This is a genomic window from Leucobacter sp. USHLN154 (genome assembly GCF_037145595.1).
GTDB classification, from domain to species: domain Bacteria; phylum Actinomycetota; class Actinomycetes; order Actinomycetales; family Microbacteriaceae; genus Leucobacter; species Leucobacter alluvii.
In genome coordinates, this window is the sequence record NZ_JBBCXF010000002.1 from 375,692 (window position 1) to 389,523 (window position 13,832).

The 13,832-nt window shown below is 69.0% G+C and carries 16 protein-coding genes; 11 read left to right on the top strand and 5 right to left on the bottom strand.

Features of this window, described 5'->3' with window-relative positions:
• Window positions 1-49: 49 nt before the first annotated feature.
• From WFH23_RS05800 to WFH23_RS05825, 6 genes are all read left to right on the top strand, one after another.
• Complete coding sequence (locus tag WFH23_RS05800) at window positions 50-556, top strand: metallophosphoesterase family protein (RefSeq protein WP_336661877.1); 507 nt, start codon at window positions 50-52, stop codon at window positions 554-556.
• A gap of 125 nt (window positions 557-681) precedes the next feature.
• Window positions 682-1,533: a hypothetical protein gene (locus tag WFH23_RS05805; RefSeq protein WP_336661878.1), complete on the top strand. Its 852-nt coding sequence runs from the start codon at window positions 682-684 to the stop codon at window positions 1,531-1,533.
• On the top strand, window positions 1,511-1,924 hold the full coding sequence (locus WFH23_RS05810) for a phage holin family protein (protein ID WP_336661879.1): 414 nt from the start codon (window positions 1,511-1,513) through the stop codon (window positions 1,922-1,924). Before WFH23_RS05805 ends, WFH23_RS05810 begins: the two co-directional genes overlap by 23 nt.
• Window positions 1,921-2,496 carry a DUF3618 domain-containing protein gene (locus WFH23_RS05815; RefSeq protein ID WP_336661880.1) on the top strand — a complete coding sequence of 192 codons (576 nt, stop codon included), beginning with the start codon at window positions 1,921-1,923 and terminating at the stop codon, window positions 2,494-2,496. The genes WFH23_RS05810 and WFH23_RS05815 overlap by 4 nt, the downstream gene beginning before the upstream one ends.
• A 232-nt stretch (window positions 2,497-2,728) precedes the next feature.
• Window positions 2,729-3,280 (top strand): TspO/MBR family protein, encoded by a 552-nt coding sequence (locus WFH23_RS05820; protein WP_336661881.1) that lies wholly within the window; start codon window positions 2,729-2,731, stop codon window positions 3,278-3,280.
• A gap of 207 nt (window positions 3,281-3,487) precedes the next feature.
• Entirely contained in the window at window positions 3,488-3,991 is a 504-nt protein-coding gene (locus WFH23_RS05825; RefSeq protein ID WP_090152699.1) for a CarD family transcriptional regulator, read from the top strand.
• Between the two features lie 136 nt (window positions 3,992-4,127).
• Here WFH23_RS05825 and WFH23_RS05830 read toward each other — a convergent pair whose 3' ends face one another.
• Complete coding sequence (locus WFH23_RS05830) at window positions 4,128-4,997, bottom strand: SDR family oxidoreductase (RefSeq protein ID WP_336661882.1); 870 nt, start codon at window positions 4,995-4,997, stop codon at window positions 4,128-4,130.
• Window positions 4,998-5,094: 97 nt separating this feature from the next.
• On the opposite strand from WFH23_RS05830, the gene WFH23_RS05835 reads away from it, so the two are divergent.
• Window positions 5,095-5,475 carry a winged helix-turn-helix transcriptional regulator gene (locus tag WFH23_RS05835; protein WP_336661883.1) on the top strand — a complete coding sequence of 127 codons (381 nt, stop codon included), beginning with the start codon at window positions 5,095-5,097 and terminating at the stop codon, window positions 5,473-5,475.
• Window positions 5,476-5,513: 38 nt separating this feature from the next.
• Here the strand turns inward: WFH23_RS05835 and WFH23_RS05840 are convergent, their stop codons facing one another.
• From WFH23_RS05840 to aztA, 4 genes are all read right to left on the bottom strand, one after another.
• The gene (locus WFH23_RS05840; RefSeq protein ID WP_200332086.1) at window positions 5,514-6,353 is read right to left on the bottom strand and encodes an aldo/keto reductase; all 840 of its coding nucleotides are present in this window, start codon (window positions 6,351-6,353) and stop codon (window positions 5,514-5,516) included.
• A gap of 236 nt (window positions 6,354-6,589) precedes the next feature.
• A complete protein-coding gene (locus tag WFH23_RS05845) occupies window positions 6,590-7,045 on the bottom strand; it encodes a DoxX family protein (RefSeq protein ID WP_090152714.1) in 456 nt (151 codons plus the stop codon).
• Window positions 7,046-7,453: 408 nt separating this feature from the next.
• Window positions 7,454-8,587, bottom strand: coding sequence for an alanine racemase (alr, locus tag WFH23_RS05850; RefSeq protein ID WP_336661884.1), 1,134 nt, complete (start codon window positions 8,585-8,587; stop codon window positions 7,454-7,456).
• A gap of 87 nt (window positions 8,588-8,674) precedes the next feature.
• Window positions 8,675-9,334 (bottom strand): zinc ABC transporter ATP-binding protein AztA, encoded by a 660-nt coding sequence (gene aztA / locus WFH23_RS05855; RefSeq protein ID WP_336661885.1) that lies wholly within the window; start codon window positions 9,332-9,334, stop codon window positions 8,675-8,677.
• Between the two features lie 55 nt (window positions 9,335-9,389).
• On the opposite strand from aztA, the gene aztB reads away from it, so the two are divergent.
• The 4 genes from aztB (at window position 9,390) to aztD (ending at window position 13,772) form a co-directional block, all read left to right on the top strand.
• The gene (gene aztB, locus WFH23_RS05860) at window positions 9,390-10,244 is read left to right on the top strand and encodes a zinc ABC transporter permease AztB (RefSeq protein WP_336661886.1); all 855 of its coding nucleotides are present in this window, start codon (window positions 9,390-9,392) and stop codon (window positions 10,242-10,244) included.
• Window positions 10,245-10,252: 8 nt separating this feature from the next.
• The gene (locus tag WFH23_RS05865; RefSeq protein WP_336661887.1) at window positions 10,253-11,530 is read left to right on the top strand and encodes an ABC transporter; all 1,278 of its coding nucleotides are present in this window, start codon (window positions 10,253-10,255) and stop codon (window positions 11,528-11,530) included.
• 68 nt (window positions 11,531-11,598) lie between these two features.
• On the top strand, window positions 11,599-12,516 hold the full coding sequence (aztC, locus tag WFH23_RS05870; protein ID WP_336661930.1) for a zinc ABC transporter substrate-binding protein AztC: 918 nt from the start codon (window positions 11,599-11,601) through the stop codon (window positions 12,514-12,516).
• A gap of 29 nt (window positions 12,517-12,545) precedes the next feature.
• Window positions 12,546-13,772 carry a zinc metallochaperone AztD gene (aztD, locus tag WFH23_RS05875; protein WP_090152724.1) on the top strand — a complete coding sequence of 409 codons (1,227 nt, stop codon included), beginning with the start codon at window positions 12,546-12,548 and terminating at the stop codon, window positions 13,770-13,772.
• Window positions 13,773-13,832 lie beyond the last annotated feature (60 nt).

Below are 13,832 nucleotides of genomic sequence, written 5' to 3' on the forward strand. Positions count from 1 at the left end.
TCACGGCAGAGCCTTGCGTCCGGCCCGTCTCCCGCGATAAGAGTGTGGCATGCCCACCCGTCTGCTCATCATCGCCGATACCCACTTGCCGAAACGGGCGAAGCGAATGCCAGGGGCGGTGCTCGCGGCTGCGGCGACGGCCGACGTCGTGCTGCACGCGGGCGACTGGGTGGATGCCGCAACCCTCGACCTGCTGCAGGCGTCCTCTCGTTCGCTCGTCGGCGTGTGGGGCAACAACGACGGCCCGGAGTTGCGGGCGCGGCTTCCCGAGGTCGCGCACATCCGCGTCGAGGAGCTCGATATCGCGATGGTGCACGAGACCGGTGCTGCAGCGGGGCGCGAGCAACGGGCGGACACCGCATTCCCCGACGCCGACGTGCTGGTCTTCGGCCATTCGCACATTCCTTGGGACACGGTCTCACCCGGCGGCATGCGCCTGCTCAACCCGGGTTCCCCGACCGATCGTCGCCGCCAGCCGCAGTGCACCATGATGCTCGCCGATGTCGACGGCGCGGATCTCTCCGTCGAGCTGATCCCCGTGGATCGCGACGCCTGACTCACTCCCCCTGATTAGGCGCGGATGGCACATGATCGGCACTCGTGCAAGGCCCGTCCCCTCTCGAATTCCTTCGACTACAAACGGTGTCACACCGGCAACGATCCGGCGTGGAAGGAGAGAACATGTCCCATGAGAATGAGCTCCTCGGGAGCGGAAACGCGAATCCGAATCGCACACCATCATCCGGCACGGTCGACACCGCGAAGGAGGAGGCCGGCGAACTCGCCCACACGGTGCAGGAGGGTGCGAGCAACGTCGCCCACACCGCGAAGGACGAGATCGGCAACGTCGCTGAGGAAGCGTCGATGCAGTTGCACGAGCTCGTCGCGCAGACGACTCGCGAGCTGAACGACGAAGCCTCCAAGCAGCAGTCGCGGCTCGCCTCCGGCCTGCAGCGCGCCGGCGACGATCTCGAAGCAATGGCTTCGAGCGCTTCGGGCGGTGGTGTCGCACCCGATCTCGTGCGCCAGACGTCTGAGAAGGTCGCGCGCATCGGCGACTGGCTCGACAGCCACGAACCGCGCGAAGTCGTCAGCGAGGTCAAGGCGTTCGCGCGCCGACGGCCGGGCGCCTTCATCGGTATCGCCGCGGTCGCAGGCGTCGTCGCGGGGCGCCTCACCCGCGCTCTCGCTGCGAATGCGCACGAGCAGTCCTCGTCCGAGTCGAGCGCTCCCGCGGGCGGGACGACCCCGGCGCGCCCCGTAACCAGTCCCAGCACCAGCACGTCGGCTCCGGGTTCGAGCCCGGCTGCACCCGTATCGCGCCCCGTCGCTCCCGCTGCACCTCCGGCAGCGCCCGCGGCCCCGGTCGCGCCGGCATCTGGTCAGCCAGCACCCCCTGCTCCGGTCGCGCCGGAATCTCCCCTTCCAGGAGTGGGCCCAGGCGCCCCGGGAACCGCGCCCGGTGCGCCGGGAGCCTCGCGCCACGGCGACGTCACGGGAGGAGGCGCAGATGGTCGACCCAACCCCCTCTGAAGAACGGGCAGCGAACGAATCGCTCGGTGACCTGCTGAGCGAGGTGACCGGAGACCTCTCGACGCTCATGCGCCAGGAGCTCGCCCTCGCGAAAGCCGAGCTCCGCGAATCGGCGAAGAACACCGGCCGCGGAGCAGGCATGCTGGGCGGCGCGGCGTACGCCGGGAGCATGGTGGTGCTCTTCCTCTCGATCGCGCTCTGGGCAGCGCTCGCGACCCTGGTCGGCGGCGGGTGGTCGGGCGTCATCGTGGCCGCGATCTGGGCGGTGATCGCCGCCGTACTGTTCGTCATCGGCAAGGCGCAGCTCAAGAAGGTCAAGGGCGCGCCGCAGACGATGGAAACCCTGCAGGAATTCATTCCGACACTCAAGAGAAATGAGGAGAACTTATGAACGAGTCACCGGATGCCATCCGAGCCGATATCGAGCGCACGCGCCGTTCCCTGGGCCAAGACACCGACGCCCTGGTCGACAAGGTCACTCCCGGCAAGATCGTGGACCGCCAGAAGGACAAGGTGCGCACGAAATTCGGATCCATCAAGGAGCGCGTGATGGGCGCCGCGGACGATGCGAGCGGCACCGCATCGGGAGTCGCAGGTCGAGCCGGGGATGCCGCCCATGACGCCGCGCACACGGTCAAGGCGAAGGCCGAGGGGAACCCTCTCGCCGTCGGGCTCGTCGCGTTCGGCGTCGGGCTGGTCGCTGCGTCGCTGATCCCGAGCACTGACAAGGAGAAGGAACTGTCGCAGACGCTCCGCGACGAGGCGCAGCCCCTCGTCGACGAGGCCACGGCTGCGGCGAAGTCGGTCGCATCGAACCTGCAGGACCCCGCCACGGAGGCCGCTGAGGCCGTGAAGTCGACGGCGACGGAGGCTGCCGAGCACGTGAAGAGCGAAGCCACCTCGGCGACCGGCGACGTGCAGTCGCGCGCGGGCGAGGCGCGCGAGAACCTCTCCAACCAGTAGGGGCCGGTGCCGGCGAGTCGCCCGGCGTCGACGGACCTCCCGCTTCGGCGGGCGCCTCGTCGGCGCCGGGCACTGGCGTGCGCGGCCCGGTGCCCGCCCCCGTCGCCGCAGGGCCTCCGTTCGGCGATGCCCGCTCCGACCGCAACCCCCTGGCGCTCCACGGTCTGGATGGGCAGAGTGGAGCGCACGTGGCCGAGGCGGCCATGCGATCAGCGAAGGGGGCGTCGCTCATATGGATGCGCAGGTAGACGAAGATGTCATCGCCCGGGCGAAGGGACCGACGACGTTGCGCCAGGTGCTCGTCGCCGTCATCTTCCTGGTCATCGTGGCCGCGGTGGCCTTCGGCGGTTCCATCGCTTCCACTGGCAACGTCGACGGGTGGTACGCCGATGCGGAGAAGGTCCCGTGGGATCCGCCGAACGCCGTATTCGGGCCCGTGTGGACGGCGCTGTACGCCCTCATCGCACTCGCAGGCTTCCTGATCTGGCGCCCGGGTTTCCGCATGGGCGGGCCGAACGCCGCCCGTTCCACCCTCTCGCTCTTCGTTCTGCAGCTGGTGCTCAATGCCCTGTGGACCCCGGTGTTCTTCGCCGGATATCCCGTTTTCGGCGAAGCAGCCTGGTGGATCGCCGCCGTCATCATCATCGCTCTGATCGTCGTGGTCATCGCACTCGCCGTGTCGGCTGCGAAGTGGTCGCGGATCGCCAGCCTCATCATGGTGCCCTACCTCCTGTGGCTGTGCTTCGCGAGCACGCTGAACATCGGCATCATCGTCCTCAACTGAAGCGGGGGCGTCGTCTCCCTGAGAAGCTCGGGGCATCATACTGCCTCCGATTGGGCAAATCCGCCGGAATCGGCTAAAATTAGTAGGAAGTGCAAGTTCGGGGGCACAGCGGACCGCATATCGCGGCGTCCAGTCCCTTCGCACTCGTCGAGACCGTGAGGCATCCAGCCCGCGCGTCCGCACACGACATTGCCTGAGGAGATCACTATGCAGCAGTCTCACGTCGTGGGACATACCCTCGTGTACCCGCACCACGGTGCGGTTACGATCACTGCGATCGAGGTGAAGAAGATCGGCGGCGTCGAGCGCACCTGGCTGACGCTGCAGCCCCTGCTCAACGAGCTCTCCATTCAGATCCCCGCGGATCAGCTGAACGAGATCGGCGTGCGCGAACTCATCGATCGCGATGGCATCGAGTCGCTCATCCAGATCCTTCAGGAGGAGTTCACCGAGGAGCCAGGCAACTGGTCGCGGCGCTTCAAGGCCAATGGCGAGAAGCTCGCCTCCGGCAGTGTGCACCGCGTCGGCGAGGTCGTACGCGACCTGTGGCGCCGCAGCCAGGGCGCAAAGCTCTCCACGGGCGAGAAGGCGATGTACCAGCGGGCAAGCGGCATCCTCGTCACGGAGTTCGCGCTCGCCCGGGGCATCTCGGAGACTGACGCATACGAAGAGGTCGAGAAGATTCTCGCCGGCGAGAAGATCGCCGTCTGAGTTCCCTCTCCCGCAGAACGGGCCGCGCACGATGACTCGTGCGCGGCCCGTTCTGCGTGGTGAGGAGCTTCGGCCGCGGCTGATGTCGAGTGGCGCCTTCGGCAAACCAGTGGCTGCCGCCGGAAGACGGTGACGGTCAGGCGGCGGCGTTCGCGACTCGCGCTGCGCGAAGCACTTCGACGAGCGAGGTAGTCGGGCGGCCGATCAACTCGGTGAGCGTCGGATCCTCGACATCGAGATCCCCCGCCGCGATGCCAGCGTCGAGCCCCTCGAGGAAGCCGATCGTCCCCGCATCCAGTCCGGCGCGTTCGAGCGCCGCGCGGAATTCGGCAGCTGACACGTCGTGGTGCACGACCTCGCGACCCACCGCTTCGCCGATCGCCGCAGCGATCTCGTCGTACGTGACGGGTTCGCCCGCGAGCTCGTACACCTTGCCGACGTGCGCGTCATCGGCGAGCACGACCGCTGCCGCTGCCGCGTAGTCAGCACGAGCAGCCGCTGAGACGCGACCCCCGTGCGTGGCGGAGAGCAGCACGCCCGTCGCCTCGGCCTGGTCGAGGTTCGCCACGTAGTTCTCCGCATACCAGTCGTTGCGGAGAATCGTGGCGGGGAGACCCGACTCCGCGATGGCGCGCTCCGTAGCGAGGTGCTCCGGCGCCAGCGCCAGGGAACTGCGCTCGACGTTCGCGAGGCTCGTGTACACGAGATGCTTGACGCCCGCGCGGGCCGCCGCCTCGATGACGGCGAGGTGCTGAGCCGTGCGCTTGCCGACCTCGCTCCCCGAGATGAGCAGTACGCGGTCGACGCCGGCGAACGCTCCCTCGACGGACGAGGCGTCGTCGTAGTCGAGCGGCACGACTGTGACGCCGCGCTCCGCGATGTCAGCGGCCTTCGCGGGCGTGCGCGCACCGGCGACGATCTGCGCAGGGTCGATGCCGCGAGCGAGCAGTGCATCGATGACGAGGTGGCCGAGGGCGCCGGTGGCGCCGGTGACGAGAATGGTCATGGGGTTCCTTTCTGGAGGGGTTCGAGGAGTGCAGCGGTCTTCGACGGCCGCACATTCCCGAACGCGGGTACCCACTTTCCGGTAAGGTACTCCCCAAATGGTAAGTTATGCGGAATTGCGCGAAACCGGAGCCTTCGCTCCGGCGTGCTCGACGCGCGTGGTCCTCGATCACGTCATGAGTCGCTGGGGCGTGCTCGTGCTCTGCACGCTCTCAGACGGCACTCATCGCTGGGGAGAGCTGCGCCGTGAGGTCGAGGGCATCAGCGAGAAGATGCTCGCTTCGACCCTGCGCCAACTCGTCGCGGATGGCATCGTCCACCGGGAGTCACTGCCGACGGTGCCGCCGCACGTCGAGTACTGCCTCACCGAGCGCGGCCGCGACCTGATGGACCGCATGCTCCCGCTCATCGAATGGATCGCGGTGCGAGCCGATGACATCGTCGGCGTCGCATCGCGTACCACGCCGAACGCCCGCTGATCCCGCACTCCGAGACCACCGGGTGGACGACGGAATGGCTACATCTCTTCGTGGGTTCGGGGATCCGCACCGAACAATCGGCCGTCGGAGCGCCCGAGCGCGGTGATGGCCGACACCTCGGCCTCGTCCAGCACCACGTCGACAGCAGCGAGATTCTCCCGCTGCCGCTCCAGGTGCTGCGACCGCGGGATTGAGACGACGCCCCTCGCCGCATGCCACGCCAACACGACCTGCACCGGGGTGCACTCATGCGACTGCGCCAGCTCACGGATGACGGGTTCGCTGAGGATCGCCCCCGCGCGCCCGATCGGGCTCCACGCCTCCGTGATGATTCCGAGCTCGCGATGCGCTTCGACCGCTTCCACCTGAGGGAAGTACGGGTGCACCTCCAGCTGGTTCACGACGGGACGCACGCCGGTCTCCCCCTCGATGCGTTCGAGGTGTTCGAGGAGGAAGTTCGACACGCCGATCTGATCGACCACTCCCCGCTCGCGAGCGTCGATGAGACCCTGCCAGGCATCGACGTACTGCGCCTGCGACGGATTCGGCCAGTGGATGAGATGCAGACCGATCGCATCGACGCCGATACGGGAGCGGCTCTCCTCGATGCTCGTCCGATTCGCGGGCGCCTCATGATGCCGGCCGGGCAGCTTGGACGTGACGATCACCCCGGCACCGGAGTCACCGGCGAGGCGCACACCGCGGCCGACGGAGCCCTCGTTCTCGTAGTTGACGGCGGTGTCGAGCAGACGGTAGCCGGCACGCACCGCTGCCGCGACCGATTCAGCCCCAGCGTCGCCGTTCAGTCGATAGGTTCCGAGCCCGATGGGCGGGAGGACGAACCCGTTGTGCGCGGTGAACGGTGCGTACTCTGCCATGTTGCTCCTCCATTGGTCGCCGACTCGCGTACCTCCTGTCTAGCACGCCGCGCTCGGCGCGGCCTGCCTCTCCCCGCCCCAATCTGCGAGCGGGGTCACTCTTCGTGCGTGTCGGGGATGCAACACGCACGAAGAGTGACCCCGCTCGGTGGGTGGGTGGGTGGGTGGGGTGAAGGTGGTGGGTGGGTGGGGTGACGGTGGTGGGGGGGGGGGGTGCGGTGCGGTGCCGCGTCGCGTCAGGCGAGCCAGGCCGGCGCGCGACCGCGCAGGAGCGGGCGGTCGAGGGAGAGCGATCCGGCGCCAGTGAGTGCGATCCCGAGCGCCGCCGCACCGAGCACCGCGACGAATTCATAACCACCCTCGGCGACCCAGAATCCGGCCGCCGCGTGCACGAGCACGAGCGCCACGACCATGTCGATGGCGAGCAACAGGGCGACGAGCCGAGTCAGCAGCCCCAGAATCAGCAGGATCCCGCCGGCGAATTCGAGCACGGCGACCAGCGGCGCGGTGATCTCGGGAAGCGGAGCGCCCATCGCGCCGAACGATTCGACCGTGCCCGGGATCGTGAATTCGAAGAGCTTCTGCGCGCCGTGCATCAGGAAGACCGCGCCGAGCGCGAGGCGGATGATCAGCAGACCCCACGCTGTCGAGGCGGTCGGGGTGGAGGCGTGTGGCGAACGGGTGCGGGGCATGTGTGTCTCGCTTTCATGGCATCGGTTCATTCGGCCGTTGGGGCCGGGCGCCAGGTTAGGAGATGCGGAGAGTATGAATCTGAGGAGTTGCGAACTCTGCGGTTTCGAGACGTCCGCATCTGGTACTCGTACCGGCGAGCCGGGTCAGCGCCGCCCGGTCTCCCGCGCCACCCGGGCTCCCGCGCCGTCCGGCGGGCCGGGTCAGCGCCGCCCAGCCTTCCGCGCCACCGCTGCCTTGCCTTGCCTTGCCTGTACGAGCCGGGTCACTTGTGGAGGGTGTCGCGAAGCGAAACCGGCCGACACACGCCGAAAGTGACCCCGCTCGCATAGGGACGGCAGCGCAGCAGCGCAGCGCAGCGCAGCGCAGCGCAGCGCAGCGCAGGGACGGCAGCGCAGCGCAGCGGCTGGTCAGGCAGAGTGGATGTAGCTGCGCGGCACGCGCGAACCGATGCTGGTGAGGATCTCCCACGGGATCGTCTGAGCGGCGTGCGCCCATTCCCGCGCGTTCGGGCGCCACCCCTCCGCCGGGCCGAAGAGCACGACCTCGTCTCCCTCGGCGACACCCGAAGCATCCGGCCCGAGATCGACGACGAACTGGTCCATGCAGACGCGTCCCACGCTCGGGAATCGGCGCTCTCCGATGGCGACGTCGAACTTGCCCGACATGATGCGCGGCACTCCGTCGGCGTAGCCGAGCGGCACGAGCCCGAGCGTGGTGTCTCGCTCGGCGGTCCAGGTGTGGCCGTACGAGACGCCGTCGCCGGCGTGCACGCGCTTCATCAGCGCGAGCGGAGCCTTCAACGTCATCGCGGGCGTCAGCGACGTGTCGGGGTTCTCGAACGGGGTGTACCCGTACATCGCGAGTCCCGGGCGCAGAGCATCCAGGTGCAGGTCTGGGCGGGCGAGTGCGGTGCCAGAATTGCCGAGGTGCATCTGCTCGACAGGGATGCCGTGCCGGTCGAATGAGGCCCGGGCGGCCAGCAGTCGCTCGAGTTGCACGCTGTTCTGCGGATGATCGGGTACATCGGCGTGCGAGAGGTGGCTGAAGAGGCCGTGCACGCGCACGGCGCCTTCCGCCCGAAGGCGCCCCAGCTGACGCAGCACCTCCGGCAGCTCGGCCTCGGTCACGCCGTTGCGGCTGAGCCCGGTGTCGACCTTGACGTGGACCTCCACGGGCCGGCCGATCTCGCGGGCGGCGGCGGCGATCGCGTCGAGCTGGCTGCGCGAGTTCACACCGAGACGCACGTCTTGCGCGATGGCTTCGGCGTACCCGCTCGTCGACAACCAGCTCAGTATCGGGGCGGTGACCCCACCGGCGCGGAGCGCCAGGGCCTCGGAGATCGTGGCCACGCCCAGCGACCCTGCGCCGGCCGCGATGGCGGCGTGCGCGACCGGAAGTGCCCCGTGCCCGTATCCGTCGGCTTTGACGACTGCCATGAGCTCGGCGGAGGGCGCGAGCGCGGCGAGCACCCGGATATTCGACGCGATCGCGTCGAGGTCGACTTCGGCTACGGGTTCGGTGATCATCTGAGCGGCAACCACCCTTCCTTGGTTCGCCGCCACGTACGGAACGCAGCGTACCCACCAGTCTAGGCCGCGCGCGCAGTGCAACCTGCGCGCACCCCTCGGCTATGCCACGCGCACCCCGTGATCGAGTCGCACGATACGGTCGGCATTTGCGATCGCCGCGTCGTCGTGGGTCACGCACGCGACGGTGGCCCCGCGATTCGCTTCTTCGACGAGAATTGTCTGCGTGCGTGCGCGGCTCGCGGCGTCGAGGCCGGATGCCGGCTCGTCGAGGAGGAAGATCCGAGCCCGGCGTGCGATGCCCTGGGCGAGGAGCACCCGTTGGCGCTGCCCGCCGGAGAGCGCACTGAACGGCCGCTCGGCGAGGTCGGCGAGGGCGACTCGCTCGAGCGCATCGACGACCCGGTCCCGCCGCTCGCTGCGGGCGAGTCGCCGCCGCTCCCAGGTGCCCATGGCGACCACCTCGCGAACGGTGACGGGGAGCGCGTCGGGTGCGGCGATGCGCTGCACGACGAGCGCGACGGATCCGGATCGCTCGACGCGGCCGCTCGACGGGGTGCGCACGCCCGCCAGCACTTCGAGCAGCGTGGATTTGCCCGCACCGTTCGATCCAGCGATGACGGTGACGCTGCCGGGTTCGAGCTCGATGTCGATGCCTCGGAGCACCGGGGTGGTGTTGAACGAGAAGTGGATGCCGGTGGCGCGGAGGACGGCCGGTGGAGCGGCCGCGCGGGAGGTGCGCCGGTCCGTGAGAAGTGACATGCCTCAAGCCTAACTGATTTTGATAATGATTCTCGTTTATGAATATGATGAACGCGTGCTGCCACTTCTCGAACCCTTCACCGCCGACTTCGTGCTCCGCGCGCTCGTCGGCGGCGCCCTCGTCGCAGTCGTCTGCGGCGTCGTCGGCACCTGGGTCGTGATTCGCGGCATGGCCTTTCTTGGCGAAGCGCTCGGACACGGGATGCTGCCGGGCGTCGCCCTCGCGACCGTGCTCGGTCTGCCGACCCTGGCCGGGGCCGCTGTGAGCGCCGTCGCGATGAGCGTGCTCATCGGATGGGTGCAACGCCGCGGGCGCCTCTCGTACGACACCAGCATCGGCCTGCTCTTCGTCGCCATGCTCTCTCTCGGCATCATCATCGTGTCGCACTCCCGCAGTTTCGCCACGGATGCGACGGTGATGCTCTTCGGCGACATTCTCGCCATCACCCCCGCCGATCTCTGGCTGCTCGTCGGAGCCGCCGCGATCACGATCGCGGTCGCCGCCGGGTTCCACCGCCGATTCGTCGCCGCGGCGTTCGATCAGCGCATCGCTGCAACGCTGCATCTGCGGCCGCAGCTCGCCCAGGTCGTCCTGGTCGGCCTCGTCACGCTCGCAGTCGTCAGCTCCTATCAGGCCGTCGGCTCGTTGCTGGTCGTCGGCCTCCTGCTCGCCCCCGCGGTCGCAGCAGCGCCATGGACCAGCAGCATCGCGACCCGCATGGCGCTCGCCACCGCGATCGGCGTGCTCGCGGTCTTCGCAGGCCTGCTCGCATCGTGGCATCTCGGCACCGCCGCGGGCGCATCGATCGCGGCGGCCGCCATCGCTCTCGCAGCCCTCTCCGGGGTCGGCGTCCGCATGGTCGATGTCGTCCGTCGCGCCCCGCTTCCCCAGATCACCGCACTCTCGTGAAAGGCACGATGTCTCCGCACCCCCTCCGCCCGTCCCGCGCCACTCCTCTGGCCGGAGCCGCCATCCTCGGCCTGCTGCTCGCCGGATGCAGCGCTTCCCCCTCCGATTCGAGTGCGCCAGCAGACGCAGCGTCGTCTGCTGAAACTCCGAGCGACGACACGGGCTCCGGCCACGGCGAGATCGAAGGAGCCGCCGAAGCCTCCGAGCCGCCGCTGCATCTCGTCTCCATCGATGCTGCCGGATCGGTCTCGCTGCTCGACCTGCTCGACGGCACCGAGACCGAACTCGACAGCGTCCGCGCTCCGCGCTCGGTCGCCTCTGATGGGCGGTACGCTTTCGTCGCTGACGAGCACGGCGTTGACGTCGTCGACAGCGGCGCCTGGACGTGGGATCACGTCGACCACTTCCACTACTACCGGGCCGACCCGGCTTCGCCCGGAACCGTCGAGGGCTCCGGCGTCGCGTCGATCGCCACCGGCATGCTCTCGACCGCCGGCGGCACCGGCGTCTTCTTCCCCGACTCGGGTGAGGCGGTGCTGCTCGACAACGGAGCCCTCTCGAAGGGTGAGATCAACGAGACGCTGCGCCTCGAGGTCGCGCCGCACGACGGACTCATCGCCCCGCTCGGCGAGGGAGCCCTCGTCACCGAGGCTGACGGCAGTGGGCGGATCGAGCGCGTGCGCGCCGTCGATGCCGCGGGTGACGAGATCGACTCCATCGCGTGCACCGAGGCCTCTGGCACGATCACCACGCGGCTCGCGCTCGTGGTGGGTTGCGCCGACGGGGCTGTGCTCGCGACTTCCGTGGCAGGCGAGACCGCATTGACGAAGGTGGCGTACCCCGCTGACGCGAGCGGTGACGCCCCTCCCGCGACGGAGTTCTCCGCCCGAAAGGGCCGCCCCACCGTCGCGGGCCTCGGAGATGGGAGCGGTGTCTGGCTCCTCGATACCCGCGAGCAGTCATGGCGCTGGATCGCGATGCCCGAGCGTCCCGTCGCCGCGTCCGCCGTCGATGATGAGGCGGGTCACGTCGTGACGCTCACTCCCGACGGCAGGGTGCGCGTCTTCGACGCGGACGGGGCGGAGCGCGCGGCGACCGCTCCGATCGTCACCGATGCAGTGGGCGGCGGCGGCCAGGTTTCGCTCACCGTCGACGCGCAGCGCGCCTATGTGAACGACCCCGCTACGGGTGCGGTCTTCGAGATCGACTACGCCGACGGGGCACGCGTCGCTCGCACGCTCGAGACCGGGGTCCCGGCTCATTTCGTCGCGGAGGTCGGCCGATGACCCGGGCGTTCGAGGCGTCCGCATCTCGACGCCGCGCTCGGCGGGGAGATCATCGCACGCGGCGGCCGATCCGGCACGCGACTCTCGCGGCTCTCGCGACCGCGGTATTCGCCCTCACGGGCTGCTCAGCAGCGGCCGGATCCGGCGGCCCCGATCAGCCCCAGATCGTGGTCACCACCAACATCCTCGGCGACGTGGTCGGCGAGGTCGTTGGCGATCAGGCCGAAGTGACGACGCTCATGCGCGCGAACGCCGACCCGCATTCCTTCGAGATCTCAGCGCAGGAGGCCGCCCTGCTGGGCGACGCCGACCTGATCGTGTCGAGCGGGCTCGGCCTCGAAGAGGGGTTGCAGCAGCACCTCGATCGCGCCGCCGGGGCGGGCGCCCCCCTGCTCGTGGCCGGCGACGCCGTCGAAGCGCTGCCCTACACGAGCGGTGACGCCACGGGCGCCCCCGATCCGCATTTCTGGACCGACCCCGGCACCATGATCGACGTCGTCGATGCCATCGAGGTCTCCGCGTCGGAGATCGACGGCATCGACCGGACGAAGCTCGCCGAGCACGCGGATGCGTACCGGGAGGAACTGCGCACGCTCGATGCGGAGATGACATCCGCCTTCGAGGCCATTCCGCAGGAGCGCCGCGCTCTCGTGACGAACCATCACGTGTTCGGATACCTCGCCGAACGCTACGGCTTCCGCGTGGTCGGTGCGGCGATTCCCGGCGGCACGACCCTCGCCGCCCCGAGCGCCGCCGACCTGCGGGAGCTCAGCGATGCCATCACCCGGGCGGGGGTCTCCACGATCTTCGCCGAATCCTCCCAACCCGACCGCTTGGTGCAGGTGCTCGCCAGCGAGGCCGACATCGATGTGCGCGTCGAGGAGCTCTACACGGAGTCGCTCACGGGCCCCGGCGAGGGCGCAGAGACCTACCTCGAGATGATGCGCGCGAACACCGCTCGCATCTCCGAGGGACTGACGAAGTAACACCCACCGAAAGAAAGCAGGACACCACTATGACCCGACGACACCTTCGATACGCCGCTCCCGCGGCGCTGCTCGGGCTCGCGCTGCTCGCAACCGGCTGCTCCTCGAGCACCGCGAACGATTCAGCGGCGGAAGAGTCGCCAGCGGACGCGTCGAGCGAGGATCACGCCCACTCCGACGAGCAGCGCGTCGCCGTCTCGTACGAGGGAGGCATCGCCGTGCTCGACGCCGAGACGCTCGAGCTGGTCGACGAATTCGAGAGCGAGGAGTTCACCCGTCTGAACGCTGCTGGCGATGGCCGCCACGTCTTCGTGACGACGTCGAAGGGGTTCGAGCTGCTCGATACCGCGAAGCCGGCGCTCACCGGTCTGACCGTGGACGCCTCGGCCGCCGGGCACGTCGTGCGCCATGCCGGCAAGACCGTGCTCTTCGACGACGGCACGGGCGAGACGACGATCTTCGACTCCCACGACCTCGCCCACGCGGAGGATGCGCTGCCCGAATCGGTGACGCACACCGCCGAGCACCCGCACCACGGCGTATCGATCGAGCTCGAGGACGGCACGCTCGTGACGACCCTCGGCGATGAGACCACTCGTTCGGGGGCCGTCGCCCTGCACGCGCACGACGACCACTGGGACGAGGTCGCTTCGAACGACCAGTGCCCCGGCATCCACGGCGAGGGGACTGCTGCTGACGAGGCGGTCGTCTTCGGATGCGAGAACGGCGCGCTGCTCTACCAGGACGGCGCGTTCACCAAGCTCGATGCCCCCGATGCCTACGGCCGCATGGGCAACGCATTCGTCTCCGAGACGAGCCCCATCGTCGTTGGCGACTACAAGTCCGACCCCGACGCGGAGGGTTACCTGCTCGGCTCGGTCGCACTCATCGACACCGCCACACAGGAGCTGCAGGTCGTCGATCTGCCGGAGAACGTGCGCTACACCTTCCGCGATGTCACTCGCGGCACCGACGATCTCGCGTACATCCTCTCGACCGACGGCTCCATCCACGTGCTGGATCCGGAGACCGGCGAACTGGTCGACGAGTTCCCCGTGATCGACGCCTGGGAGGGTCCGGCCGAGTGGCAGGATGCGCACCCGGCGATCATCGGCACCGGAGGCGACACCGCGTACGTGACGGAACCGGCGGCGAATTCGGTGCACGCGGTCGACCTGCGCACTGGTGAGATCACCGCCACAGCGGAGCTCGAGCACACGCCGAACGAGTTCGCGGTCGCGCTCGGCGAGCACTGACCCGCACCGACCGCAGCGATGCCGCGGTCGGCGGGAGTGCGCTGAGCAGCGCGCACTCAC

Coding starts and splice junctions, on each gene's coding strand:
- aztA (WP_336661885.1), bottom strand. CDS start 9,334: ATGTCACTTCTCACGGACCGGCGCACCTCCCGCGCGGCCGCTCCACCG.
- WFH23_RS05810 (WP_336661879.1), top strand. CDS start 1,511: ATGGTCGACCCAACCCCCTCTGAAGAACGGGCAGCGAACGAATCGCTC.
- aztD (WP_090152724.1), top strand. CDS start 12,546: ATGACCCGACGACACCTTCGATACGCCGCTCCCGCGGCGCTGCTCGGG.
- WFH23_RS05800 (WP_336661877.1), top strand. CDS start 50: ATGCCCACCCGTCTGCTCATCATCGCCGATACCCACTTGCCGAAACGG.
- WFH23_RS05845 (WP_090152714.1), bottom strand. CDS start 7,045: ATGCCCCGCACCCGTTCGCCACACGCCTCCACCCCGACCGCCTCGACA.
- WFH23_RS05830 (WP_336661882.1), bottom strand. CDS start 4,997: ATGACCATTCTCGTCACCGGCGCCACCGGCGCCCTCGGCCACCTCGTC.
- WFH23_RS05840 (WP_200332086.1), bottom strand. CDS start 6,353: ATGGCAGAGTACGCACCGTTCACCGCGCACAACGGGTTCGTCCTCCCG.
- WFH23_RS05815 (WP_336661880.1), top strand. CDS start 1,921: ATGAACGAGTCACCGGATGCCATCCGAGCCGATATCGAGCGCACGCGC.
- WFH23_RS05825 (WP_090152699.1), top strand. CDS start 3,488: ATGCAGCAGTCTCACGTCGTGGGACATACCCTCGTGTACCCGCACCAC.
- WFH23_RS05865 (WP_336661887.1), top strand. CDS start 10,253: ATGTCTCCGCACCCCCTCCGCCCGTCCCGCGCCACTCCTCTGGCCGGA.
- WFH23_RS05805 (WP_336661878.1), top strand. CDS start 682: ATGTCCCATGAGAATGAGCTCCTCGGGAGCGGAAACGCGAATCCGAAT.
- WFH23_RS05820 (WP_336661881.1), top strand. CDS start 2,729: ATGGATGCGCAGGTAGACGAAGATGTCATCGCCCGGGCGAAGGGACCG.
- WFH23_RS05835 (WP_336661883.1), top strand. CDS start 5,095: ATGGTAAGTTATGCGGAATTGCGCGAAACCGGAGCCTTCGCTCCGGCG.